The sequence below is a fragment of the Ferruginibacter sp. SUN002 genome (assembly GCF_050611725.1).
Lineage (GTDB): Bacteria > Bacteroidota > Bacteroidia > Chitinophagales > Chitinophagaceae > Ferruginibacter.
Window position 1 is genome coordinate 1,278,054 of the sequence record NZ_JBODJB010000001.1, and the last position, 24,056, is coordinate 1,302,109.

Genomic DNA, 24,056 nt, shown 5'->3' on the forward strand with positions numbered 1-24,056 from the left:
GAAAAATGCAAATATTAAATAAGATATTGAAGACAAAATTCTGGTTGCCGTTGGTGATCATTTTGTTGATTGGGGTCAATTGGCTGGCATCAGAGTTTCATACAAGAATTGATTTTACCAACGAAAAAAGATTCACACTTTCAAAAAGTACTAAATCACTACTGCAAAGTTTGGATGCTCCGGTAGATATAACTGTGCTGCTTGCCGGAGATATTAAATCTGAATTTAAAAAATTATCGGGCAGTACAAAAGAACTGCTTGAAAATTTTAAAAACTATGCAGGTAATAATATTCAATTTCAATTTGAGATACCTGCTGAAGGAATGAATGATTCATTGAAGGCAATGGTTTTTGATTCGTTGGTTTCAATGGGATTAAGACCAACCAACCAACAGGTACAGGTAAAAGAGGGTGAGGGTTCTACGCAGCGTCAGATATTTCCCGGAGCAATTTTAAGGTATGGACATAAAACAGTAGCCATCGATCTCTTGCAAGGGCAGGTTCAAAAAAATGTTTTTAATTCAGACAATATCTTAGATAAAGAATCATTGAACAGTGCCGAAGCGTTGCTGGAATATAAGTTTGCAAATGCTATTCAAAAATTAACAGAAAAAGAAACTCCGGTTGTTGCCTATGCTTACGGTAACGGTGAGCCGCCGTATGGATTTCTTCCTGTGAACGATGTATTTAGAACATTGGGCACCAATTTTATTGTAGATACTGTAAATATCCGTACTCAGTCGTTTATCTCTCCCGAATATAGTGCAGTGGTAATCGTAAAGCCGATGGAACGCTTTACAGAAGATGATAAATTTAAGTTGGATCAATATGTAATGAATGGCGGCAGGCTACTTTTTTTTATTGATGCATTGTATGCTGAAAGAGATAGCTTACAAAATGGAGAAGTTACAGCTTATTCAAGAGACCTAAATTTAAATGACCTCTTATTCAGGTTTGGAGCAAGAATTAATCCCGACCTGATCGCCGACAAACATTGCGATGCGATAGCGGTTGAAGTTGGTAGTGTAGGAGGACAAAGCCAAAAACAATTGCTACCTTGGCCTTACTCTCCCCTGTTACAGCCAGGGTCAGATCATGCAATAGTAAAAAATCAGGCAGATGTTTTAGCGAATCTTGCTAACTCAATCGATATTGTAGAAGCTGAAGGGATAAATAAAACCGTGTTGCTGGCATCTTCTGTAAATTCTACAACTTTGCCAACACCAACAATTATAGATATCAATAGTTTACAAACAGTTGATGATGTTCGGGAGTATAACAAGAAAAATATTCCTGTTGCAGTTTTACTCGAAGGGAAATTTCAATCAATGTTTGCGAACAGAGCTACACAAGAACAGTTGACTAATTTTACGAATGATAGTCTGCCTTTTTTAAAGGAATCGATTGAGCCGGGTAAAGTAATTGTTGTAAGCGATGCTGATATAGTAATGAACCAAGTTTCAGAATCCATCGGGCCTTTACCGATGGGTACTAACAAATACACTAAGATCAGTTATGCTAACAAAGATTTCTTTTTGAATTGCACAGAATATCTTGCAAATAAAAAAAATATACTAGAAGCAAAGGCAAAAGACTATACTTTGCGTTTGCTTGATGTGAAGAAAACAGAAGAAGAACGTTCTTTATGGCAGGTGGTTAATATTGTTGCACCGGTTTTATTGGTGATGTTATTCGGATTTATTTATCAATGGTGGCGTAAACGCAAATATGTAATTTAATGAGTACAGAACTAATATATCTGGTTTTTGGTGGTGTAATTTTATTGGCACTTGTCCTCGATCTTGGATTGCTGAGTAAAAAGAATGCAACTATCAGTTTAAAAAAAGCATTGACTCAAACTGCATTTTGGGTCTTGTTGTCATTTGCTTTCTGTGCATTTCTTTGGTATGAAAAAGGTAAGGAAGATGCTGTTCAATATATCTCAGCTTATTTGTTAGAATGGTCTTTGTCCATCGATAATATTTTTGTCTTCATCATTATTTTTTCATTCTTTAAAGTGAAAGAAAATAATTATTCAAGAGTATTACTGATGGGGATACTCATGGCAATTATTTTTAGAATATTGTTTATCGCTTTGGGAAGTGAGTTGGTTGCTAGGTTCAGTTGGGTAATGTACATCTTCGGCGTATTTCTTGTGTACACCGGTATTAAAATGTTTAGTAGTAGCGACGAAGAAGAGTTTGATCCTGAAGAGAACTGGGCTTACCGTTTTATGCGGAAATTTATGCGTACAACGGATGAAGAACCTGACGGTCGCTTTATTATTGTAAAAAATAAGAAAGCTTATTTTACAAAACTGGCAATGGTGGTAGTGATGCTTGGATTGATCGATATCGTTTTTGCTGTAGATTCAATTCCTGCAGTATTCTCTATCATTCCTGATCCAAGTAAAAAGCTCCTGATCTATTCATCAAATATTTTTGCTGTTTTAGGTTTACGTAGTTTGTTCTTTTTATTAAGAGGAGCTGCCAGTAAGTTTGACTATCTTCAGCAAGGCATTGCTATTGTATTGACCTTTATCGGATTAAAAATGTTGGTTGTTGAATGGGTACACATTCCGGTATGGGTTTCTTTATTGATGATACTGGTTTGTATCTCGGGTTCTATACTATATTCCATTTACCATAAAAGGAAAGGAGTGCCGAAAGAAATTTCAGAATAATTGCATTTGCATACCATTTCAATCATATCAGATGTTGTAAAGGCAAATCTATTCCAGCAAAAAAATGATGCTGCAATAGAGCATTTGCTTTCAGATAGCCGTAAGTTATTGTTTCCGGCATCAACTTTATTTTTTGCGTTGGATGGCCCAAGAAGAAACGGCACTTCTTTTATAGGTGAGTTGTATAATAAAGGGGTTAAAAACTTTGTGGTAAATGAAAGTTTTTCTGTAACAGATGCAACTCAATATTCCGAAGCGAATTTCTTACAGGTAAAAGACGTATTGCATGCATTGCATTTACTGGCTGCGTTTCATCGTAGTCAGTTTGATATTCCGGTGATTGGTATTACGGGAAGCAATGGAAAGACCATTGTAAAAGAATGGCTTTATCAATTATTGCACGAAGATTTTACCATTGTACGTAGCCCTAAAAGTTATAATTCAAAAATTGGTGTGCCGCTAAGTGTTTGGCAGATCAATGAACAGCATACATTGGGCATTTTTGAAGCAGGTATATCTCAGCCCGATGAAATGCAGCAATTGCAAAAAATGATCGATCCTACAGTTGGCATTTTTACAAATATCGGTCAGGCTCATAACGAAGGTTTTCTGAACATTCGTCAGAAAGTAAATGAAAAACTGAAGCTTTTTGTGCATAGTGAATTACTCATCTACTGTGCTGATAACCCTGATGTGAATGAAGCTGTCGCCACATTTGCAAATAATGTAAGAACAGATAAAGGGCTTCAGCTTTTTTCGTGGAGTAAAAAATCCGCAGCTACATTGCAGGTTACATCTGTAGAACATACAGAAGAGAATACCACTATTCAGGCAAATTATGGGTCAGAAAATATTAGCTGTGTAATTCCTTTTACAGATGAAGCATCAATAGAAAATGCTATAACTTGCTGGTGCTATTTATTGCATCTGCAAGTTAATAATAATGTAATTGCAGAAAGAATGTTGCAATTACGCAACGTAGAAATGAGACTAGAACTAAAGCAGGGCATCAATAATTGTTCGGTTATCAATGATAGTTATAGTGCCGATATCAATTCGTTGACGATTGCATTGGATTTTTTATCTCAACAACAACAACACCCAACACGTACATTAATTCTTAGCGACATTTTACAATCTGGAAAAAACAGCGGAGAGTTGTATGCCGATGTTGCATCTGTTCTGCAACAAAAAGGTATAGGTCGGTTTATAGGTATTGGGCCAGAGATATCAAAACATGCAACTGCTTTCAAAAATATTCCGCAAACTGTTTTCTTTTCATCTACCAACGATTTTAAACAACAGTTTTATTCACTTCATTTTTTTAATGAGACAATATTGTTGAAAGGTGCAAGGGTTTTTGAGTTTGAGCAGATCAGTCATTTGCTTGAACAAAAAGTACATCAGACGGTGTTAGAAATTAACCTGAATGCAGTTACACACAACCTGAAATTTTATCAGCAGCAGTTAAACCCAGGTGTTAAGTTAATGGCCATGGTAAAGGCTTTCAGCTACGGAAGTGGTGGTTTTGAAATAGCCAATTTGCTTCAGTTTCATAAGGTAGATTATTTAGCTGTTGCTTATACAGATGAGGGTGTTGAATTGCGTAAGGCCGGTATTACATTGCCTATTATGGTAATGAATGCGGAGGAAAGCACATTCGATGTAATGGTACAATACAATTTGGAGCCGGAATTATTTTCTTTTAATATTTTAAATGGATTCAAAAAATATCTGGAGCAAAACGGCGTGAGCTATTATCCTGTGCATATTAAAATTGATACAGGTATGCATCGGTTGGGTTTTGAAAAAAATGAGATCGAGTTGTTGGGAGATCAACTACATCAATCAACAACATTTAAAGTGCAATCTGTTTTTTCTCATTTGGCGGCAAGTGATGCAGATGTTCATGATGGGTTTACAAAAATTCAGGCCCAATCTTTTTTAGAAAGCTGTGTTGTTTTGCAAGAGAAGTTAGGTTATATGTTCATCAGGCATATAGCTAATACATCTGCTATTCATCGTCATAAAGACCTGCAGTTAGACATGGTTCGTTTGGGGATTGGTTTATATGGTGTTGATAATAGTGAATCTGTACAGCCCAATTTGAAAAATGTAACCACTTTAAAAACTACCATCTCACAAATAAAAAAAGTAAAAGCTGGTGAAAGTGTAGGATATAGCCGAAAAGGAATTGCTGCCAAAGATTCTGTTATTGCAACAGTTCGTATAGGTTATGCAGATGGTTACCCAAGGGCACTAAGCAATGGAGGGGGTAAAATGTGGGTCAACCAACAACTGGTTCCTGTTATTGGAAATGTTTGTATGGATATGACCATGCTGGATGTAACCGGAGTACAGGTAGATGAGGGTGATGATGTGATAGTATTCGGAGAAGTCCTGCCGGTAAACGACCTGGCGCAATGGTCCGGTACCATCCCGTATGAGATATTGACTGGTATATCGCAAAGGGTAAAAAGGGTTTATTACGAAGAATAGTCCTAAACTTCCTAAACCCAATTTTAACACTAAACTTTCTTATCCTCTAACCTCCCAAACCCTCTAAAACATTATCTTCGCAAATAATTATGAAAGGAAGAAACGTTGCATTTATCATCATATTGATCGTTTTATTTGATCAGGCATTGAAGATCTATATCAAAACAAATTTTTTGTTGGAAGATTCTCGTCCGATTTTTGGCGAGTGGGCATATTTGAATTTCGTTGAAAATCCAGGGGCTGCCTGGGGTGCAAAGATTGCCGGTAGTGCTGGAAAATTATCATTAACGCTTTTTAGGATGATTGCAGTGATCTTCGGTACATGGTATCTTGTCAATATTATAAAAAAGAAATACCATAAAGGATTTATCATTTGTGCAGCAATGATCTATGCAGGTGCATTGGGTAATTTGATCGATTCATCGTTCTACGGAATGATATTTGACAAGGGTATGATACCTGATCCCAGTGATCCCAGCGGACACGAATACCTTGGATATAGCGGATTGGCTGAGTTTTCAAAACATGGTTATGCTTCGTTCTTACACGGCAATGTAGTTGACATGTTTTATTTCCCTATGTTAAAGGGAACCTTTCCTTCATGGTTCCCATTTTGGGGAGATCAAAAATTTGTTTTCTTTAGCCCTGTATTTAATATCGCTGATGCTGCTATTTCAAGCGGTGTAATTACAGTGTTGATATTTCAAAAAAGATTCTTCAAGCATCAGGATGACAATAAACAGCATCCTACTGTTGAAACCGGTGCTTTATCTAACGATGATGTACAGGTGCAATAAATCAATCTAAACCACGATACACTAATATGAGACTACTAAAACTTTTTTCTGCCGTTATATGCCTAGCAGTATTATTCTTTTCCTGTAAAAAAGATTTCGACTTCACAGCCCGTCTTTCTTATGGAAGTCTTCAGGGCGCAGGCGGCGAATGTTTGCCAAAAGAGATTCGTGGTATTTACAATGCCGGTGTAACGCTTACATCAAATAATTTTATCGATGTAAGCATCATGCTAGATAGTGTAGGAACTTACGATATTGCAACCGATACTATCAATGGATATTCTTTCAGGGGTACAGGTACCCTTGGAGTAAAAGGGATCAATCGTGTAAGGTTATATGGATCGGGCAGACCAACTGCACCGGGTGTTAATACTTTTACTATTGAGTATAGTGGTACATATTGTGCAGTACAAATCTCTGTTGCCGGATCAGTTGCAACACCTGCCACATTTACCCTTGAAAATGCTGCAGGTGTTTGTTCGGGAGCTATTGTTAAAGGAGTTTATGCAACTGGAGCAGCTTTGGATGCAACAAATATTGCCACAATAAAAGTGAATGTTACAAAAGCCGGTCCGTATTCAATAACCAGCAATACAGTTAATGGTATTGCATTCAGTAAGTCAGGAACTTTTACTGCAACGGGAGTACAAACAATAGATCTTTCAGGAACGGGGATACCATTAGCTGATGGAGCCAACAATTATACAATTACAGCGGGATCGAGCAGTTGTACATTTAGTGCAACAGCATCAACACTATCGTCGCCTGCTACTTTTACATTGGGCGGTTCGGGTGCTACTTGTTCAGGAGCATCAGTTTCAGGAACCTATAAAGTTGGAACAGCAGTGACAACTTCAAATACATTGTCTGTACAGGTAAGTGTAACAGCAATCGGTACTTATTCAATATCTACAGATGTAGTAAACGGCATATCATTCAGTAAAACAGGTGTGTTTACTTCAACGGGTACAAAAACAGTTACACTAACTGGAACGGGTACTCCAGCTGCTGCAGGATCAAATAATCATACGATTACAGGTGGAGGTACATGTACTTTCAGCGTAACTGCAACGCCTTAATACTCAATTTAAAACTGCTCATAAATTAAAAGGGATTGATATTATATCAATCCCTTTTAATTTATGTTTGTTGTAGAAGGATCTAACTGATCTTCCCAACCATATCTTCAGGCTTCACCCATGCATCAAATTCTTCAGGAGTTACGTAGCCTAATTTAACCGCCATTTCTTTTAAAGTTGTTCCTTCTTTATGTGCTGTTTGTGCAATTTCAGCAGCTTTGTAATAACCAATCTTAGTATTAAGAGAAGTTACAAGCATTAAACTATTGTCAACATGCTTTTTAATATTTGCTTCAATTGGAGCAAGTCCGATAGCGCATTTATCATTGAAAGAAACGCAACCATCGCCGATCAATCTTGCACTGTGTAAGAAATTATAGATCATTACGGGTTTAAAAACATTCAATTCAAAATGCCCCATGCTGCCGCCAACACTGATTGCAACATCATTACCCATTACCTGTGCAGCGATCATGGTCAATGCTTCACATTGTGTAGGGTTTACTTTACCCGGCATGATCGATGATCCCGGTTCATTATCCGGAATAAAAATTTCACCTATGCCTGAACGTGGTCCTGATGAAAGCATACGAATATCATTCGCAATTTTCATCAAACTAACAGCAACTGTTTTTAATGCACCGTGTGCTTCAACAATAGCATCATGAGCAGCCAAAGCTTCAAATTTATTTTCAGCGGTGATAAAAGGCAGGCCTGTTAAAGCCGCAATATGTTTTGCAACATTTTCAGAATAACCTGCAGGGGTATTGATGCCGGTTCCAACTGCAGTACCACCCAAAGCCAACTCACTTAAATGTGCTAATGTATTTTTGATGGCTTTTAATCCATGATTCAATTGAGATACGTAACCACTGAATTCTTGTCCAACAGTTAATGGTGTAGCGTCCATAAAATGCGTACGACCGATTTTCACCACTTTCATATACTCCTTACTTTTTGCCGCAAGTGTATCTCTTAATTTTTCAATTCCGGGAATGGTAGTTTCAATCAAAATTTTATATGCAGCGATATGCATTGCCGTTGGAAATGTATCATTAGATGATTGTGATTTATTTACATCATCATTTGGATGCAGGAATTTTTCTTTATCATCCAATTTTCCGCCATTCAATACATGACCACGATAGGCAACTACTTCATTTACGTTCATATTACTTTGTGTACCGCTACCGGTTTGCCAAACCACCAATGGAAAATAAGCATCTAATTTTCCTTCAAGAATTTCATCGCATGCTTTACCGATGAGGTCACATTTTTCTTTTGGCAGAACGCCTGCATCAAAATTGGTCAATGCTGCTGCTTTTTTCAAATAAGCAAATGCCTTGATGATTTCTTTCGGCATCTTATTAATATCCTGAGCAATTTTGAAGTTGTCGATGCTGCGTTGTGTTTGAGCACCAAAATATGCATCCACAGGCACTTTTACTTCACCCATGGTATCTTTCTCAATACGGTATTCCATAAAAAATTTTAAGTGGTTAAAATGTAATTTTTTGCAAAATTACAGTAAAACAAGTAGTAAATTGGGTAGAATTTGATTGTTTGATCATTTAACAACGATGTCGTATGAAAAATGTAAATTTTTTAGTTTTCATTGCCTTGCTTGTATTTTTTTCAAATTGCAGTAAAAAAACTACCGTTACTGATAAAACCTATAGCTGGTCAAAATTCAGTATGGGTGCCGATCTTTCCTATGCTGCTCAAATGCTCGACAAAGGTGTGGTTTACAGAGATTCTGGAAAAGCAAAAGATATTTTTACCATTTTTAAACAACATGGTTGTAATACCGTACGATTAAAATTATGGCATACACCAAGTGCCTATACATCTACCTGGGGCGGAAACGATCAAGATTACAACGATCTGGCTAAAGTGGAAGTGTTGATCAAAAAAGCTAAGGAGCTTGGAATGGCGGTGAGCCTTGATCTGCATTATTCAGATACCTGGGCCGATCCGCAACGTCAGGAAATTCCTGCAGCCTGGAAAGGACTTTCAATTGATGTGATGAAAGATTCCGTGTATGAATATACGATGCATGTACTGAATACATTAAAAGCAAAAAATCTTGTTCCCGAAATGATTCAGGTCGGAAATGAAAACAACAATGGTATGTTGTGGCCAACAGGAAAGATCGTCGATAATAATTTTATAGGGTTCGCCAAATTTTTAAATGCAGGAATAAAAGCGGTGAGAGATTTTTCTGCAACATCCACCATCAAACCAAAAATAATTGTACATGTAGCACAATTACAACATGCTGAATGGTGGATGGGTGGTATTACAGCAGCAGGTGTTAGTGATTATGATATCATTGGTTTATCACATTATGCAGATTGGTCAACTATGAATACAATGACAGAACTGACTAGTTTGGTAAACAGATTAAAAATATTGTACAAAAAGCAAGTGATGCTGGTTGAGACTGCTTATTGGTTTAATACAAAGGACGCAAGCAATTATACTATTTCACAAACACCTGTTGCAGGTTATCCGTTTACACAAGAGGGGCAATATCAATATTTAAAAGATCTTACACAGGCGGTAATTGCAGGTGGAGGAACAGGAGTACAATACTGGGCACCTGATTATATCGGTACCGGCGGTGAAATGACTGCTCGTTCATTGGTTGATCCAAGTGGAAATGTTTTACCCGGAATTAATTTCATGAATTATATCTATAAGTTTTAATTAGTGCTAATGAAGAAAATATTTTTTGTTGCAAGCTATCTATTGATACATGCTACGGTTTTTACTCAATCTCCGGTTCGTGAAAAAATTTCAATGGATAGGAATTGGAAATTTCATTTCGGTAATGCATCTGATCCGACAAAAGATTTCAATTACAGTATTGATAGAAGCTTAGTGAAAGCTGGAGAGTCCTACGGTGCCATCAATCCGGATTTTAACGACAGCAGTTGGCGTGTATTGGATGTTCCGCATGATTGGGTGGTGGAACAACCTTTCGTTTATAAAAAAAACGACCCGGTATTGGCACATGGCTATAAACCGGTAGGTGGCTTATTTCCCGAAACAAGTATTGGCTGGTATCGTAAAAGTTTTTTTGTGTCTGCAAAAGATTCAGGTAATCGTTTTGTCATTCATTTTGATGGTGTGTATAGAAATTACAATGTTTATTTAAATGGGCATTTCTTAGGTAATAATCAAAGCGGTTATACCGAAAGTAGTTTTGATATTACAGACTATATCAACTACCATAAAAAAAATCAACTGGTTGTTAGGGTCGATGCAACGCAATACGAAGGCTGGTTTTATGAAGGTGCAGGTATCTATCGTCATGTGTGGCTGGAAAAATTTAACAATGTACATATTGCAGAATATGGAACATATGTTACAACAATGAATACTGATACCACGAGTCTTGTTTCAATTGAAACAACAATTTCCAATGAAGGCTTTGCAAAATCAAAGAGTAATATTGTTTACTATGTTGTCGACAAAGAAGGTAAAAAGATCGCCGGTACATTGGTAGAAGGTGTTTCTGCGGCTGCAGGAGATACAAAAAAAATAAAACAACAATTAAAAATAACGAACCCGAATCTTTGGTCTCTTGATAATCCATATTTATACAAATTGATAACTCTTGTAAAACAGGATGATAAAATTATAGACAGCACTACAACGGTCTTTGGTATTCGTACAATTGTTATTGATCCAAACAAAGGTGTTTTGTTAAATGGGAAACACATCAAGATCAAAGGAACCAACAATCATCAGGATCATGCCGGCGTTGGAGTTGCAGTGCCCGATGCCTTGCAGTATTGGAGAATAAAGACTTTGAAAGCAATGGGTTCAAATGCTTATCGTACTTCACATAATCCACCTACACCGGAGTTGCTACAAGCTTGTGATGAGTTAGGCATGTTGGTGTTAGATGAAAATCGATTGATGGGAACCAGTAGGCAATACACAGATGAGTTTGAAAAATTAATTTTGAGAGATAGGAATCATCCTTCTGTTTTTTTATGGAGTATTGGCAATGAAGAAGGGTGGATACAAAAAAATGATGTAGGAAAAAGATTGGCTCAAACAATGGTTCAAAAACAAAAAGAACTAGACCCATCACGTACAAGTACATACGCTGCGGATATGGGTAATGAAAGGCCTGGCATCAATGAAGTGATTCCTGTAAGAGGATTCAATTATCGCATTCCATTTATTGACGATTATCACAGAGATAATCCTGATCAACCGATCGTTGGAACCGAAACGGGAAGTACTGTTTGTACGAGAGGGATTTATGTAGTAGATAGTGTTAAAGGTTATGTGCCAGACCATGATATCACTTATCCATGGTGGGCATCATCTGCAGAGCAATGGTGGAAACCCAATGCAGACAAGGATTGGTTTATGGGAGGCTTTATCTGGACAGGCTTTGATTACCGAGGAGAACCTACGCCGTATGAATGGCCGAATATCAATTCTCATTTTGGAGTTATGGATGTATGTGGCTTTCCTAAAAATAATTATTACTACTACAAGAGTTGGTGGAGTGATGAAGATGTAATACAAATTAGTCCGCATTGGAATTGGACAAAAGAAGGAGAGGTGAAAGATGTTTGGGTAAACAGTAATGCAGAAACAGTTGAATTGTTTTTGAATAAAAAAAGTTTAGGAAAGAAGGTGATGCCCAAAAATGGGCATCTGCAATGGAGTGTACCGTATCATCCTGGAAAATTAGAAGCAGTTGGATATAGAAATGGGAAAAAAATAAAAACATCTGTTGAAACAACTGGAAAACCTGTAAAAATTATTTTATCTCCTGATAAAACAACTCTTACTGCGAATGGAGAAGATGTTTGTATAATGAATATTTCTGTTGTTGATGATAAGGGAAGAGAAGTGCCGGATGCTATGAATCTTTTGAAATTGAATATAAGAGGGGGTGCAAAAATTATTGGTGTTGGTAATGGTGATCCAAGTTGTCATGAGTCTGATAAATGTGTTGATGATAAGTGGCAACGAAGTTTATTCAATGGTAAATGTCAGGTTATCATTCAATCAAAAAATCGAAGGGACGATTGTGAATTTGTTGCTAGTGGCGAAGGATTGATTGAAGCTAAAGTTGAGATGGATATAACATCGGGGGGTAGTAAAAAATATGTAATAGAATGGCAGGGGCTGATTGATTAGCTACCTTTAAAATTTGCTTTCCTTTTTTCTAAAAAAGCAGTGGTACCTTCTTTCATGTCTTCTGTAGCAAAGCAATCACCAAAAGCGGCAACTTCTTTGCCATAGCCATTGTCTAAATGATCTGGTGTAGCAGCAATATTGATGCATTCAATCAATTTACTAATTGCAATCGGCGCTTTTGATTGAATGATCTGCAGAATATCTTTTGTTCTCTCCATTAATGTTTCAGCAGTAGTAACATGGTTAACCAAGCCTAGTTGCAATGCTTCATTGGCATCGATTAAGTGAGCAGTCATATGCAACTCCATACTTTTTCCTTTGCCAACCAGTTGTGTTAAGCGTTGTGTACCGCCATACCCGGGAATCAATCCTAAATTTACTTCAGGCTGCCCGAACTTTGCGTTCTCACTCGCTAAACGAAAATGACAAGCCATTGCTAACTCACAGCCACCACCCAATGCAAAGCCATTTACTGCTGCAACAATCGGCTTCTTACTGTTTTCAATTTTGAAAAAAATATCTTGTCCTCTTTTTGATAAAGCCATTGCTTGCTCTTTTGTATAATTGGCAAACTCAGCAATATCAGCACCTGCAACAAATGCTTTAGGCCCGGCTCCTGTAATGATAGCCGATTTTATTTCAGGGTTAGATTGTATTTCATCAACTGCATTTTCAATATCAGTAAATACCTGAGTATTCAATGCGTTTAATTTATCAGGACGATTAATAGTGATGATAAAAATTCCTTGTGATAGTTCTGTAAGAAGTGTTGAATACATTTTTTGTAATTGATGTCAATTAAAAATTTCTATTCGTTTTTACCCAATCGGAAATATAATCGGCAATATCAGTAGTAGTAGTTCCGGGGGGAAATAATTTACCAACTCCCATTTCATTCAATGCTTTCATGTCATCATCAGGAATAATGCCACCACCGGTAAGTAACACATCATTCATTTCTTTTTCTTTCATCAAAGCAATAAGCTTTGGAAAAACGGTATTGTGGGCTCCACTTAAAATGCTGATACCAATTGCATCCACATCTTCCTGCAAAGCAGCATTCACTACCATTTCAGGAGTTTGACGAAGGCCGGTGTAAATAACTTCCATACCGGCATCACGTAATGCGGTGGCTATAACTTTAGCACCACGGTCGTGTCCGTCTAATCCAACTTTGGCAACCAATACTCGTATGGGTCTCTTCATATCTTAAAGTTAACCAAAAATTTCTGTCGCAGTAGCAATACGTTTGATCGTTTCATCTTTACCGATCATATCTGCAATAGTAAATACAGGAGGACCGAATTTACCACCTACCAGCATTACACGTAATGGTAATTGTAATTCACCGGGTTTGATGTTTTTTTCTGTGGCCAGATCTTTAAATACTGTTTCAATTGTCACAGCATCCCAACTCGGGGCATCATTTAATTTGGTAATAAGCGAATGGAAAAATGCTTTTTTATCGTCATTCCATTTTGCTTTTACAGCTTCAGCATCCCAATGTGTAGGCGTTGCAAAAAAGAAAGAAGACTGTTGTACAAAATCAGTCAATAATGTACATCTGTCTTTAACCAGTAAAATAACTTTCTCTAAATAACCATCATCTGAAACAGCAATTCCATTCGACTTTAACAAACTCCCAACTTCCAACATCAAACCCCCAATCTCCAACTTCTGTATCCATTGATGATTGAACCATTTGGCTTTTTCAAAATCAAATTTTGCACCGGACGTATGTACCCTGTCTAAACTAAATTTATCGATCAGTTCTTCCATTGTAAAAACTTCCTGTTCAGTACCATCATTCCAGCCAAGTACTGCAAGTAGATTAATAAAAGCTTGAGGTAAAAAACCGATCTCTTTAAATCCTTTAGTGATATCGTTTGTTTGTGGATCTTTCCAATCCATTGCATACACAGGAAATCCTAAGCGATCGCCATCTCTCTTACTCAACTTGCCGTTGCCATCTGGTTTTAATATTAATGGAAGATGTGCCCATTCTGGCATAGCATCCAAGCCAAATAAATATTTCCATAATAAAATATGAATGGGTGCACTTGGCAACCATTCTTCTCCACGAAACGCATGCGTTATTTTCATTAAATAGTCATCCACAACAACCGCTAAATGATAAGTAGGCATACCATCTGCTTTCAATAAAACTTTATCATCAACATTGTTGGTGTCAAATTCTATATCGCCACGTATCATATCTGTAAATGAAACAAATTCATTTGGATTTACTTTGATACGAATAACATACGGAGTATTCTTATCTAACAGTGCCTGTGTTTCTTCTGGTAATAAACGAACAGAATTATTCATTTTCATTCTGCTGCGATGATCGTATTGCAAACTACTGCTTCCTTCAACTTTTAACCTTTCCCTCATTGCTTCTATCTCTTCAGGCGTATCAAAAGCATAATATGCTTGTCCGGCTTCAACCAATTGCAACGCATACTTTTTGTAAATATCTTTTCTTTCACTTTGTCTGTAAGGAGCAAAAGGGCCACCATGCAAAACACTTTCATCCGGTTCCAAACCACACCATTTCAAACAATCAAAAATATATTCTTCAGCACCCTGTACAAATCTGGTTTGATCGGTATCTTCTATTCTTACAATAAAATCACCATCATTTTTTTTTGCAAATAAATAATTGAACAATACAGTACGTACGCCGCCTAAATGAAGGCCTCCTGTGGGACTAGGTGCAAATCTTACTCTTACTTTACTCATAGTCAGCAAAGGTAAGACGAAAGGTTGAATAGGTTTAAAAAGTTGGAGGTTGGAGGTTTGAAGTTGGAAGTTTGAGGTTGCCTAAGAAATATGTAAGAGTTTATTCAGAAGAGTAGATGCAATAAAAAACCGTCTCGTTTAAAACGAGACGGTTAGTATATAGAGAGGATAAAAATAATTAGTTGAGCGTGAACTCAGTTGCGGCTAACCCATCTATCGATATCGTAGCTTTATCGTCGCATGTGCCGGCTCCATAATCAATCACTGCGTAGTGTAACGGCCCTTGAAGTTTTATAGATCCCTGACTAATGTGTTCACAAGAATTAGCTTTTATCAATGCTGTAAGAATTGTTACCGTTCTTTCTCTTCCCAACATATTCATTATTTTATGATTACCGGTAATAGAAAATTTATCATCAGCTAAATTGAACGGAGTATCACCACCTTCGATTTGTGTAACATATTTAATTCCGCTGTGTTTCCAATAAATACCTGCGTTGTTAGTGATCTTACCATTAACTACTTCACGGCTCCAGCTTTTTGTGCTGATCGTACTGGTATTTGTCCAGGTATAAGTTCCTTCAACCTTCAACCCGTTAACTTTATAATTATCAAAAGTCATTACAGCAGTACTGCCGGTTTTTCTTACCGAATCTGATAGAACAATGTTGATCTTTCCTGAACGAACAACTCCGTGAGGTCCGGTAGTTCCTGCTCCAAAATCTACAACAATGGTTTTCGGAAATCCTATTAATGGAGTTACGGTTACAGTGCCCCCGCCTAAAATGCCGGGTGTTAGTGGCCTACTTCCTGCTACAGGTCTGTTTCCTGTTACACCGCCACTAAGCGATGCTTCCATAAACACATCGTTATTATCTTCAGCAATATTATCTGTGATGGCTTGTCTGCTGGCCAATTCAGTAGTAGTGGCTACTTCTGTTGCAGGATTTTCGGGAGAGTCGTTTTTTTCACAAGATGAAAAACTGATCGCTGATATTGCACAAGTACCTGCAATCAATAAGTGTTTTGCTTTCATATATTCGTATTTTATGTTGGTTAATGATTTGTTACTATAGGACGGACTACCTTTATAAAAGTTTAATCAATAGAAAAAATTAACTTGCCACATGTTTTATACTCCCAAAACACCACGCTGGTTAAAAAAAATATATGGCTCCTGTGAGTGGGATGTACCGGTAACAAATGTAAAAACAATTTATCTCACTTTCGATGACGGCCCACACCCAACAATAACCCCCTTTGTTTTAAACGAGTTAAACAAGTATGATGCCAAAGCTACATTTTTTTGTATAGGTAATAACGTAGAAACCTATCCTGAAATATACAAACAGGTAATTACGGAGGGGCATAGTGTAGGTAATCATACTTTTGATCATCTTAACGGATGGAGAACTGACACTGTTAAATATTTACAAAATATAGCTGCTGCTGAAAAGTTGATCAATTCAGATCTGTTCAGACCACCCTACGGTAGGATATCGAGATCGCAAATAAAAGCATTGGTTGACAGGGTGCCTTCGTTAAGAATTATTATGTGGAGTGTGTTAAGCGGCGATTTTGATAATACTATATCAACAGAGAAATGTTTAGATAATGTACTGGAGAATGCCGGTGATGGCTCGATAATAGTTTTTCATGATAGTGAAAAAGCATTCAAAAATTTGCAATATGCATTACCGGAAACTTTAAAATATTTTTCGAAAAAGGGCTATCAATTCAAAAATTTATGATACCAACGACATGGCAAAAAAATGGGCCAAGGTAGAAACCCTAGCCCGTTTTTAATCCGTACCCTATGAAAACTGGACTAAAAGTACAATCTTGTTTTTAAAAAAGCAATATTTTTTTTAATGTGTATTTTTTGGTCAAAACCAATCTTTACGGCATTCAGAGGGGCTTTATAAATATAATTAATATTTAATATAAAGAATCTTGTTTACTACATTATTGAAGATAAACAACCTTGCTAATTGTCAAGCCTTCATTAATTTTAGCTTTTATGAATAATCTTATTGATACACATTGCCATTTATATTCTGAAGAATTTCTCACCGATATTGATATGGTGATCAAAACAGCAACAGATGAAGGAGTTAATAAATTTTACTTACCCGGAATTGATAGTACTGCTATAGATTCGATGTTGTTGCTGGAAAAAAGATTTCCCGGAAAATGTATCGCAATGATGGGGTTGCATCCATGTTATGTAAAAGAAAATTATTTAGAGGAATTGCAGATCGTTGCTGATTGGTTGACAAAAAGAAAGTTTGCAGCAGTAGGAGAAATTGGTCTTGATTTTTACTGGGATAAAACATTTACTGATCAGCAGTATGAAGCATTTCATCAGCAAATAAAATTGTCTTTGCAACATGATCTTCCGATTGTCATTCATACCAGAAATGCAATGCAGGAAACCATTGATGTTGTGAAAGAATATGTGCCGAAAAATGTAAGAGGTATTTTTCATTGTTTCAGCGGCAACTTGCAAAATGCAAAGGATATTATCGATATGGGTTTTTATCTTGGTATTGGCGGTGTTGTTACTTACAAAAATGCAGGGTTAGCGGAAGTGCTTCAACAAATCGATATTCAACATTTGGTTTTAGAAACAGATGCTCCATATCTAACACCTGTGCCTTTCAGAGGTAAAAGAAATGAAAGTAGCTATTTAAAATATGTTGTAGAAAAATTGGCTACTATAAAGAATATAGGAGCAGAAGAAGTGGCTGCAGTTACAACCGCCAACGCAGAAAAAATATTCGGTGCTTAAAAAGGGTTACTGTATTTTTGCCGTCCGAAAAAAGAGAGGTGTCCGAGTGGTTGAAGGAGCACGCCTGGAAAGTGTGTATACGGGAAACTGTATCGAGGGTTCGAATCCCTTCCTCTCTGCAAAAAATGATCCTTCAAAACATGAAGGATTTTTTAATTACAATGTCAAAATTTTTGATCATAGGCCTTGGTAATATTGGCGATGAGTATGTAAATACCCGTCACAATATTGGTTTTGATGTAGTCAGTGCATTTGTACAAAAACATGGCGGTAGTTTTAGGGTAGATCGATTGGCTACTGTTGCAGAAGTAAAAGTGAAAGGAAAGCAGTTTGTGTGTATTTGTCCTACAACTTATATGAACCTGAGTGGCAGGGCATTTAAGTATTGGATGGATAAGGAAAAAATTGCATTGGAGAATACCCTTACCATTGTTGATGATCTTGCTTTGCCACTGGATAAAATTCGTCTACGCAGCAGCGGTAGCGATGCCGGACATAACGGGTTGAAGGATATACAAAATATTTTGGGTACAGATGCTTATCCGAAATTACGTTTTGGTATAGGTAACAATTTTCCGAGAGGCAAACAAGCTGATTTTGTGTTGAGCAAATGGGACAAAAATGAGGAGCCTGTAGTAAAGCTGAAAATTGAAAAATCTGTTGAAATTATCGAGAGTTTCGCCTTTATCGGTATAGCCCAAACAATGACAGCAGTAAATAATCTGTCTATAAAGGTTTGATAAATACTAACATAGAACTTTGTACGTTTAATGTGTAATATTTAGGAACTTGTTTTTTTAGGCTATTTCTTTATATTCGTTGTCTAATCTGGGTACTTTAATATAAACAAATGAAAATAATTTGTGTAGGACGTAATTACGCAGCGCATGCCAAAGAGCTGGGAAATGATGTGCCCGATGAACCGGTAATATTCATGAAGCCCAAGAATGCGTTGTTGCAGGGACACACTCCGTTTTATTATCCGGAGTTTACGAATGAGTTGCATTACGAATGTGAGTTGGTGTTACGTGTATGCAAGAATGGAAAATACATTCACGAAAAACAAGCCGGCAACTACTATAACGGAATTACCGTTGGTATAGATTTTACAGCCCGTGATATACAAAACGACCTGATGAGCAAGGGGTTGCCTTGGGAAAAATGCAAAGCTTTTGATAATTCGGCAGCCATTGGTAAATTCATAGATATTGCCCCTACTTTAAATAAAAGAAACATCAATTTTTCTCTGTTGAAAAATAAAGAACTTGTACAGCAGGGAAATTCAGGCGATATGATCTTTGGTTTTGATGCTATTATTGCCAATATTTCCAATTATTTTTCATTGAATATTGGCGACCTTATTTTTACCGGAACCCCCGCCGGTGTTGGCGAATGTGTTGTTGGTGATGATCTTGAAGCATTTATTGAGAAAGAAATGCTGTTTAAACTGGAGATCAAATAGAATTCAGCCACTTTCCTTTTGAGAGTTTGCAGGTTTTTAATATCTTTGCCGCCCATTTATAGGTATTCTGCTATAGATGAGTGTCAATTTATGTATGCCGGGGTAGCTCAGCTGGTTAGAGCACAGGATTCATAACCCTGAGGTCGGCAGTTCAAGTCTGCTCCCCGGTACTAAGCCTCTTAATAAAGAGGCTTTTTTATTGTTCAACTTTTACCCAAATAATCAACCATACTTTTTTTCTGACAAATACTTCTTAAATTTAATGTAACCAAAAACCAACTACCATGAGGTTCATTAAATCAATGCTTTGCATAGCAGTGATGCTATTCTTTACATCCACTGCATTTTCCCAAAAACAAACAATAACCGGTACAGTAACAGATCCTTCCGGAACACCAATTGAAGGGGCTTCTGTAATCGTGAAATCTACCAAAAAGGGTACTATTACAAAATCAGACGGTAGCTTTTCTATTGAGGTATATGAAACTGATATTTTAGAAATAACATCGCTGGGTCATGCGGCCGAATCTGTTAGTGTAAGTGGTAGAACCAATCTTGTCGTTCAATTACAAGCCGTTACTCAGGATCTGAGTCAGATCGTACTGGTAGGTAGCCGTCATTCGGGGAGGGTAAAAACAGAGTCGCCAGTTCCGATAGATGTGATCAGTTTAGGGCAGGTCAATTTAACAACAGCTAAGTCGGATGTTACCTCAATGTTGAATTATGCTGCACCATCTTTCAACTATAATAAACAAAGCGGTAGTGACGGTGCCGATCAAATAGATCTGGCAACTTTAAGAGGTTTAGGGCCGGATCAAACGCTGGTTTTAGTAAACGGTAAACGTCGTCATCAAACAGCGTTTGTTGCAGTGTTTGGTACAAGAGGCCGGGGCAATTCGGGAACCGATCTGAATGCAATTCCTGAAGCTGCTATTGACAGAGTAGAAATTTTACGTGATGGGGCATCTGCACAATATGGCTCCGATGCAATAGCCGGTGTGATCAACTTAATATTAAAAAAGAGTACCGGTAAAATTTCTTTGAATGCAGGCTACTCAGGCTATTACGATAAAAAGTACAATAGCTACTTTGGAAGAGATCTTAAACAATATGTACATGGAAATGCGATAGATGGGCAAGCATTTTCTTTCAGTTTTAATGGGGGCGTTAAAGTAGGTAAAGAGAAAAAAGGGTTTGCCAATTTTTCTTTTAATTTTCTTACGCAGGAAAAAACATTCAGACAAGTAAACGATACAAACCTTACTCATAAAAATGGATTGCCTATCAATGTGGGAAGAAGAGCAAATGGTGATGCATCTGTTACAGGTGCAGGATTATTTGTGAATATGGAAACGCCTGTTGCCGGCACCAAAATAAAGTTCTATGCATTTGGCGGGTATAATTATAAGGAATCAGATGCTTATGCATATACAAGAACTTTTCACGGATTTAATCCATTGTCATCTTCCCGCCCGGGACGTTTTCCTACAGATGCAAATGGTAATTTGATCTTTGTTCCATCGATCATGTATAGTGTTCCAACGCCGGGTGATATCCCTGATACAGTATATAACCCTCATATACAAACGCATATTACTGACGGCTCGTTAGCATTAGGCTTTAAAGGAACAACTAAGAAAGATTGGGACTGGGATATCAGCAATACTTTCGGAGGAAATAATTTCCACTATTATGGTGATAAAACCTTCAATGCATCATTGGGTGTAGCAGGAAAATTTAAAAATCATTTTGATGATGGTGGCTTTTATTTTTTACAAAATACTACCAATATTGATCTTAGTAAAAGGTACAATTCTATTGCGGAGGGACTTAATCTGTCGTTCGGAGTAGAAAATCGATTAGAACAATACAGTATTTACAGCGGAGAAGAAGGTTCATATTTTAATTATGCAGATGAGGCAGATGAAAAAGCATCCGGTGCACAAGGATTTCCCGGATTCCAGCCCGTGGATGAAATCGTTGCAAACAGAAACAGCCAGGCGGTTTATGTAGATGCGGAATTGGATGTATCAAAAGAATGGTTGATAGGCGGAGCAATACGAGCTGAACATTATAGTGACTTCGGTTCTTTAGCTACATTCAAATTAAATACACGTTATAAAATTGCAAGTAATTTTAATTTGAGAGGCTCTGTTAGTACAGGCTTTAGAGCACCTTCATTACAACAGATCAATTTCAGTAACACATTTACCAATGTACAAGGCGGTAAAACTTTCGATGTAAAAATTGCTCCTAACTACAGCCCTATTACAAGAGCTGCCGGCATACCTGAATTGAAGCAGGAAAAATCTGTGAATGCAAGTATTGGGTTTACCTGGAAACCGGTGAAAGATCTAACGGTTACGGTTGATGGATATTGGGTAAAAATAAAAGATAGGGTGGTGTTGTCTGGTTCTTTCGATAATAGCATAACAGAATTACAATCAACTCTGGATTCATTGAATGTTGCAGAGGTGCAATTTTTTGCCAATGCGGTGAATACAACTAATATAGGTGTTGATGTTGTGATTGATTACACCAAGAAATGGGGAGGCCAAAAATTTAAAGCATTGTTGGCAGGTAATATTCAAAATATGAAAGTTGATAAAATAAATGTACCGGCAGCTTTGAATGATTCTTATGATCATCGGCAAGCATTTTTTAGTGATAGAGAGCAACAGTTTGTATTAGCCTCTGCACCTCCTGTAAAACTGGCGCTGACATTAGACTACAATAAAAATAAATGGGGTATAGGATCGCATCTTACTTATTTTGGTAAAATAAAATTATCAGGGTATAGTGGCGAAGTTGATTTAGATGACGGATCAGGAACAGTTCCTGAGCAATTTATTTACAATGGTAAGTTAGTTTCCGATCTTTATTTCTCTTATCAATTATGTAAAGAAGCCGGTTTGTATTTTGGTGCTGATAATTTATTCAATGTACACCCTGATTTAGGGTATGTAAAAGGCGCCAAACTTTTGGCTTATGATGGAGAAACAGGAGGCCCTTGGGATGCAGTACAAATGGGAACAAACGGTTTGAGGTTCTTTGCAAAGTTGGCGGTTAAGTTTTAAGAAAATATAAATCACAAAAAAGGTCGCTTTAACTAAGCGACCTTTTTTATTACATTTAGTTGTACTAAAATAATTTCAGCCCATAAAATCCTATCAATGTAAATAAAACACAACGGCACATTACACCAATGCAGCACCATATAAGTAATTTTTTCAAATTAGCATTTAGGCCTGTACCAACCGCAATGCTCACCGGTGCTCCCACAGACATTGTTCCGAAAAATCCTAGTCCGATAATACCGTATTTATTCCAGATCTTATGCAACACGGGATGTTTATTTGTACTTTCCTTTTGAGGCTTATTTTTATAAATGAATTTTTTGATTCTGTCGCCAAGGAAAGTGGCTACAAATACACCAACTAATCCACCTGTAACACTGGCAAAAAATATTGTCCATGGAGATAGCCCGAATGCAAATCCTGCAGGGATGGCTGCATATATTTCGAATGTTGCTAATCCGGCAACCGTTAATACTTTAAGGAACATATTGGATGTATTAAATGATATTGATCGGGTAAAAGTAGTTGAAATTATTCAGTTACATTCTTCCGGGATATCTGTCCAATGCTTTTTCCAAACAATCCATTGCCTTATTGATTGCATCAACATTCAATACATAGGCCAAGCGGACTTCTTTCAAGCCCAATCCGAGCGTACCATAAAAACCTGTAGCCGGTGCCAGCATTACTGTTTGATCATTGTAAGAAAATTCTTCCAACAACCATTGACAAAATTTATCCGAATCATCGATCGGTAATTTAGCCATTACATAAAATGCGCCACCCGGAGTAGGACAGGTAACTCCCGGAATTGCATTCAATCTTTTTACAATAGTATCTCTGCGTAGTTTATATTCTGCTTTGGTAGTATCAAAATAATTGTCAGGAAGATCAACAGCAGCTTCGCCAAGTATTTGACCAAAACCTGGAGGGCTTAATCTTGCCTGAGCAAATTTCATAATGGTGCTCAACAATGCTTTATTCTTTGTAACCAACGTGCCAATACGAGCACCACATGCACTATATTTTTTACTTACAGTGTCTATCAAAATAATATTATCATCTGCACCCTGTAAATGCATGGCACTAAAATGTTCTCCTTCATAGCAAAACTCACGGTAAGCCTCATCCGAAAATAAATAGAGGTTATGTTTTACTGCCAGCTTTTTCAACAACTCCATTTCTTCTTTACTGTATAAATAACCCGTTGGGTTATTGGGATTACAAATAAGTATGGCCTTTGTTTTAGGTGTAATGTGCTTTTCAAAATCTTCAATAGGCGGTAATGCAAAACCATTGTCTAATTGAGAAGTAATGGGTACAACGTTTACGCCTACCTCAACTGCAAAGCCCTCGTAGTTAGCATACAATGGTTCCGGAATGATCACTTCGTCATATGGATCTAAACAAGCCATAAAGCCAAATTGAATGGCTTCACTGCCACCGGCGGTCACAATGATCTCATCTTCTGTAACAGAAAAACCGGCCTTTTTATAATAGCCAACCAACTTCTGACGATAGCTTAAATTTCCGGCACTATGACTGTATTCTAATATTTTGAACGTACTGTTCCTGACCGCATCTAAAATTGGTTTAGGGGTTTCAATATCCGGCTGTCCGATATTTAAATGGTAAACAGTAGTACCTCTTTTCTTTGCTGCCTCCGCATATGGAACCAGTTTCCTGATAGGGGACGACGGCATCTTTTTTCCACGGTGGCTGATTGATAACATGCCGCAAAGATAAGGCGATAA

Annotated in this window: 19 protein-coding genes and 2 tRNA genes; 14 read left to right on the forward strand and 7 right to left on the reverse strand. The window is 37.2% G+C overall.

Annotation, left to right across the window (positions count from 1 at the left end):
- Positions 1-26 precede the first annotated feature (26 nt).
- The 5 genes from gldG (at position 27) to ACQ33O_RS05660 (ending at position 7,058) form a co-directional block, all read left to right on the forward strand.
- Positions 27-1,739, forward strand: coding sequence for a gliding motility-associated ABC transporter substrate-binding protein GldG (gene gldG, locus ACQ33O_RS05640; protein WP_430994591.1), 1,713 nt, complete (start codon positions 27-29; stop codon positions 1,737-1,739).
- The gene (locus ACQ33O_RS05645; RefSeq protein ID WP_430994592.1) at positions 1,739-2,683 is read left to right on the forward strand and encodes a TerC/Alx family metal homeostasis membrane protein; all 945 of its coding nucleotides are present in this window, start codon (positions 1,739-1,741) and stop codon (positions 2,681-2,683) included. Before gldG ends, ACQ33O_RS05645 begins: the two co-directional genes overlap by 1 nt.
- A 6-nt stretch (positions 2,684-2,689) precedes the next feature.
- Positions 2,690-5,182 (forward strand): bifunctional UDP-N-acetylmuramoyl-tripeptide:D-alanyl-D-alanine ligase/alanine racemase, encoded by a 2,493-nt coding sequence (locus tag ACQ33O_RS05650; RefSeq protein WP_430994593.1) that lies wholly within the window; start codon positions 2,690-2,692, stop codon positions 5,180-5,182.
- 89 nt (positions 5,183-5,271) lie between these two features.
- A complete protein-coding gene (locus ACQ33O_RS05655) occupies positions 5,272-5,979 on the forward strand; it encodes a lipoprotein signal peptidase (RefSeq protein ID WP_430994594.1) in 708 nt (235 codons plus the stop codon).
- A gap of 26 nt (positions 5,980-6,005) precedes the next feature.
- Positions 6,006-7,058: a hypothetical protein gene (locus ACQ33O_RS05660; RefSeq protein WP_430994595.1), complete on the forward strand. Its 1,053-nt coding sequence runs from the start codon at positions 6,006-6,008 to the stop codon at positions 7,056-7,058.
- 82 nt (positions 7,059-7,140) lie between these two features.
- On the opposite strand, the gene fumC is transcribed toward ACQ33O_RS05660, so the two are convergent.
- Complete coding sequence (gene fumC, locus ACQ33O_RS05665) at positions 7,141-8,541, reverse strand: class II fumarate hydratase (protein WP_430994596.1); 1,401 nt, start codon at positions 8,539-8,541, stop codon at positions 7,141-7,143.
- 104 nt (positions 8,542-8,645) lie between these two features.
- Between fumC and ACQ33O_RS05670 the strand changes: the two genes are divergently transcribed.
- Together ACQ33O_RS05670 and galA are read left to right on the forward strand one after the other, a co-directional pair.
- Positions 8,646-9,767 (forward strand): glycoside hydrolase family 53 protein, encoded by a 1,122-nt coding sequence (locus ACQ33O_RS05670; RefSeq protein WP_430994597.1) that lies wholly within the window; start codon positions 8,646-8,648, stop codon positions 9,765-9,767.
- Between the two features lie 9 nt (positions 9,768-9,776).
- On the forward strand, positions 9,777-12,230 hold the full coding sequence (gene galA, locus ACQ33O_RS05675; protein WP_430994598.1) for a beta-galactosidase GalA: 2,454 nt from the start codon (positions 9,777-9,779) through the stop codon (positions 12,228-12,230).
- Here galA and ACQ33O_RS05680 read toward each other — a convergent pair.
- The 4 genes from ACQ33O_RS05680 to ACQ33O_RS05695 all read right to left on the reverse strand — a co-directional run bounded on the left by ACQ33O_RS05680 (position 12,227) and on the right by ACQ33O_RS05695 (position 16,008).
- A complete protein-coding gene (locus tag ACQ33O_RS05680) occupies positions 12,227-13,009 on the reverse strand; it encodes an enoyl-CoA hydratase/isomerase family protein (RefSeq protein ID WP_430994599.1) in 783 nt (260 codons plus the stop codon). The genes galA and ACQ33O_RS05680 overlap by 4 nt on opposite strands.
- Positions 13,010-13,028: 19 nt before the next feature.
- Entirely contained in the window at positions 13,029-13,436 is a 408-nt protein-coding gene (locus tag ACQ33O_RS05685) for a cobalamin B12-binding domain-containing protein (protein ID WP_430994600.1), read from the reverse strand.
- A gap of 9 nt (positions 13,437-13,445) precedes the next feature.
- Positions 13,446-14,972 carry a glutamate--tRNA ligase gene (gene gltX / locus ACQ33O_RS05690; RefSeq protein ID WP_430994601.1) on the reverse strand — a complete coding sequence of 509 codons (1,527 nt, stop codon included), beginning with the start codon at positions 14,970-14,972 and terminating at the stop codon, positions 13,446-13,448.
- A 178-nt stretch (positions 14,973-15,150) separates the two neighbouring features.
- Positions 15,151-16,008 carry a hypothetical protein gene (locus ACQ33O_RS05695; RefSeq protein ID WP_430994602.1) on the reverse strand — a complete coding sequence of 286 codons (858 nt, stop codon included), beginning with the start codon at positions 16,006-16,008 and terminating at the stop codon, positions 15,151-15,153.
- 91 nt (positions 16,009-16,099) lie between these two features.
- Here ACQ33O_RS05695 and ACQ33O_RS05700 point away from each other — a divergent pair, with 91 nt between their 5' ends.
- The 7 genes from ACQ33O_RS05700 (at position 16,100) to ACQ33O_RS05730 (ending at position 22,302) form a co-directional block, all read left to right on the forward strand.
- Positions 16,100-16,723, forward strand: coding sequence for a polysaccharide deacetylase family protein (locus tag ACQ33O_RS05700; RefSeq protein WP_430994603.1), 624 nt, complete (start codon positions 16,100-16,102; stop codon positions 16,721-16,723).
- Positions 16,724-16,992: 269 nt separating this feature from the next.
- On the forward strand, positions 16,993-17,763 hold the full coding sequence (locus tag ACQ33O_RS05705) for a TatD family hydrolase (RefSeq protein ID WP_430994604.1): 771 nt from the start codon (positions 16,993-16,995) through the stop codon (positions 17,761-17,763).
- A gap of 32 nt (positions 17,764-17,795) precedes the next feature.
- A tRNA-Ser gene (locus tag ACQ33O_RS05710) sits at positions 17,796-17,882 on the forward strand.
- Between the two features lie 21 nt (positions 17,883-17,903).
- Complete coding sequence (gene pth, locus ACQ33O_RS05715; RefSeq protein WP_430994605.1) at positions 17,904-18,503, forward strand: aminoacyl-tRNA hydrolase; 600 nt, start codon at positions 17,904-17,906, stop codon at positions 18,501-18,503.
- A gap of 110 nt (positions 18,504-18,613) precedes the next feature.
- Positions 18,614-19,225, forward strand: coding sequence for a fumarylacetoacetate hydrolase family protein (locus ACQ33O_RS05720; RefSeq protein WP_430994606.1), 612 nt, complete (start codon positions 18,614-18,616; stop codon positions 19,223-19,225).
- Positions 19,226-19,321: 96 nt separating this feature from the next.
- Positions 19,322-19,395 (forward strand) — tRNA-Met (locus ACQ33O_RS05725).
- Between the two features lie 114 nt (positions 19,396-19,509).
- Positions 19,510-22,302 (forward strand): TonB-dependent receptor, encoded by a 2,793-nt coding sequence (locus ACQ33O_RS05730; RefSeq protein ID WP_430994607.1) that lies wholly within the window; start codon positions 19,510-19,512, stop codon positions 22,300-22,302.
- A 64-nt stretch (positions 22,303-22,366) separates the two neighbouring features.
- Here the strand turns inward: ACQ33O_RS05730 and ACQ33O_RS05735 are convergent, their stop codons facing one another.
- On the reverse strand, positions 22,367-22,789 hold the full coding sequence (locus ACQ33O_RS05735) for a small multi-drug export protein (RefSeq protein WP_430994608.1): 423 nt from the start codon (positions 22,787-22,789) through the stop codon (positions 22,367-22,369).
- 52 nt (positions 22,790-22,841) lie between these two features.
- Positions 22,842-24,035, reverse strand: a complete 1,194-nt coding sequence (locus ACQ33O_RS05740) for a pyridoxal phosphate-dependent aminotransferase (RefSeq protein ID WP_430994609.1) — start codon at positions 24,033-24,035, stop codon at positions 22,842-22,844.
- Positions 24,036-24,056: the final 21 nt, after the last annotated feature.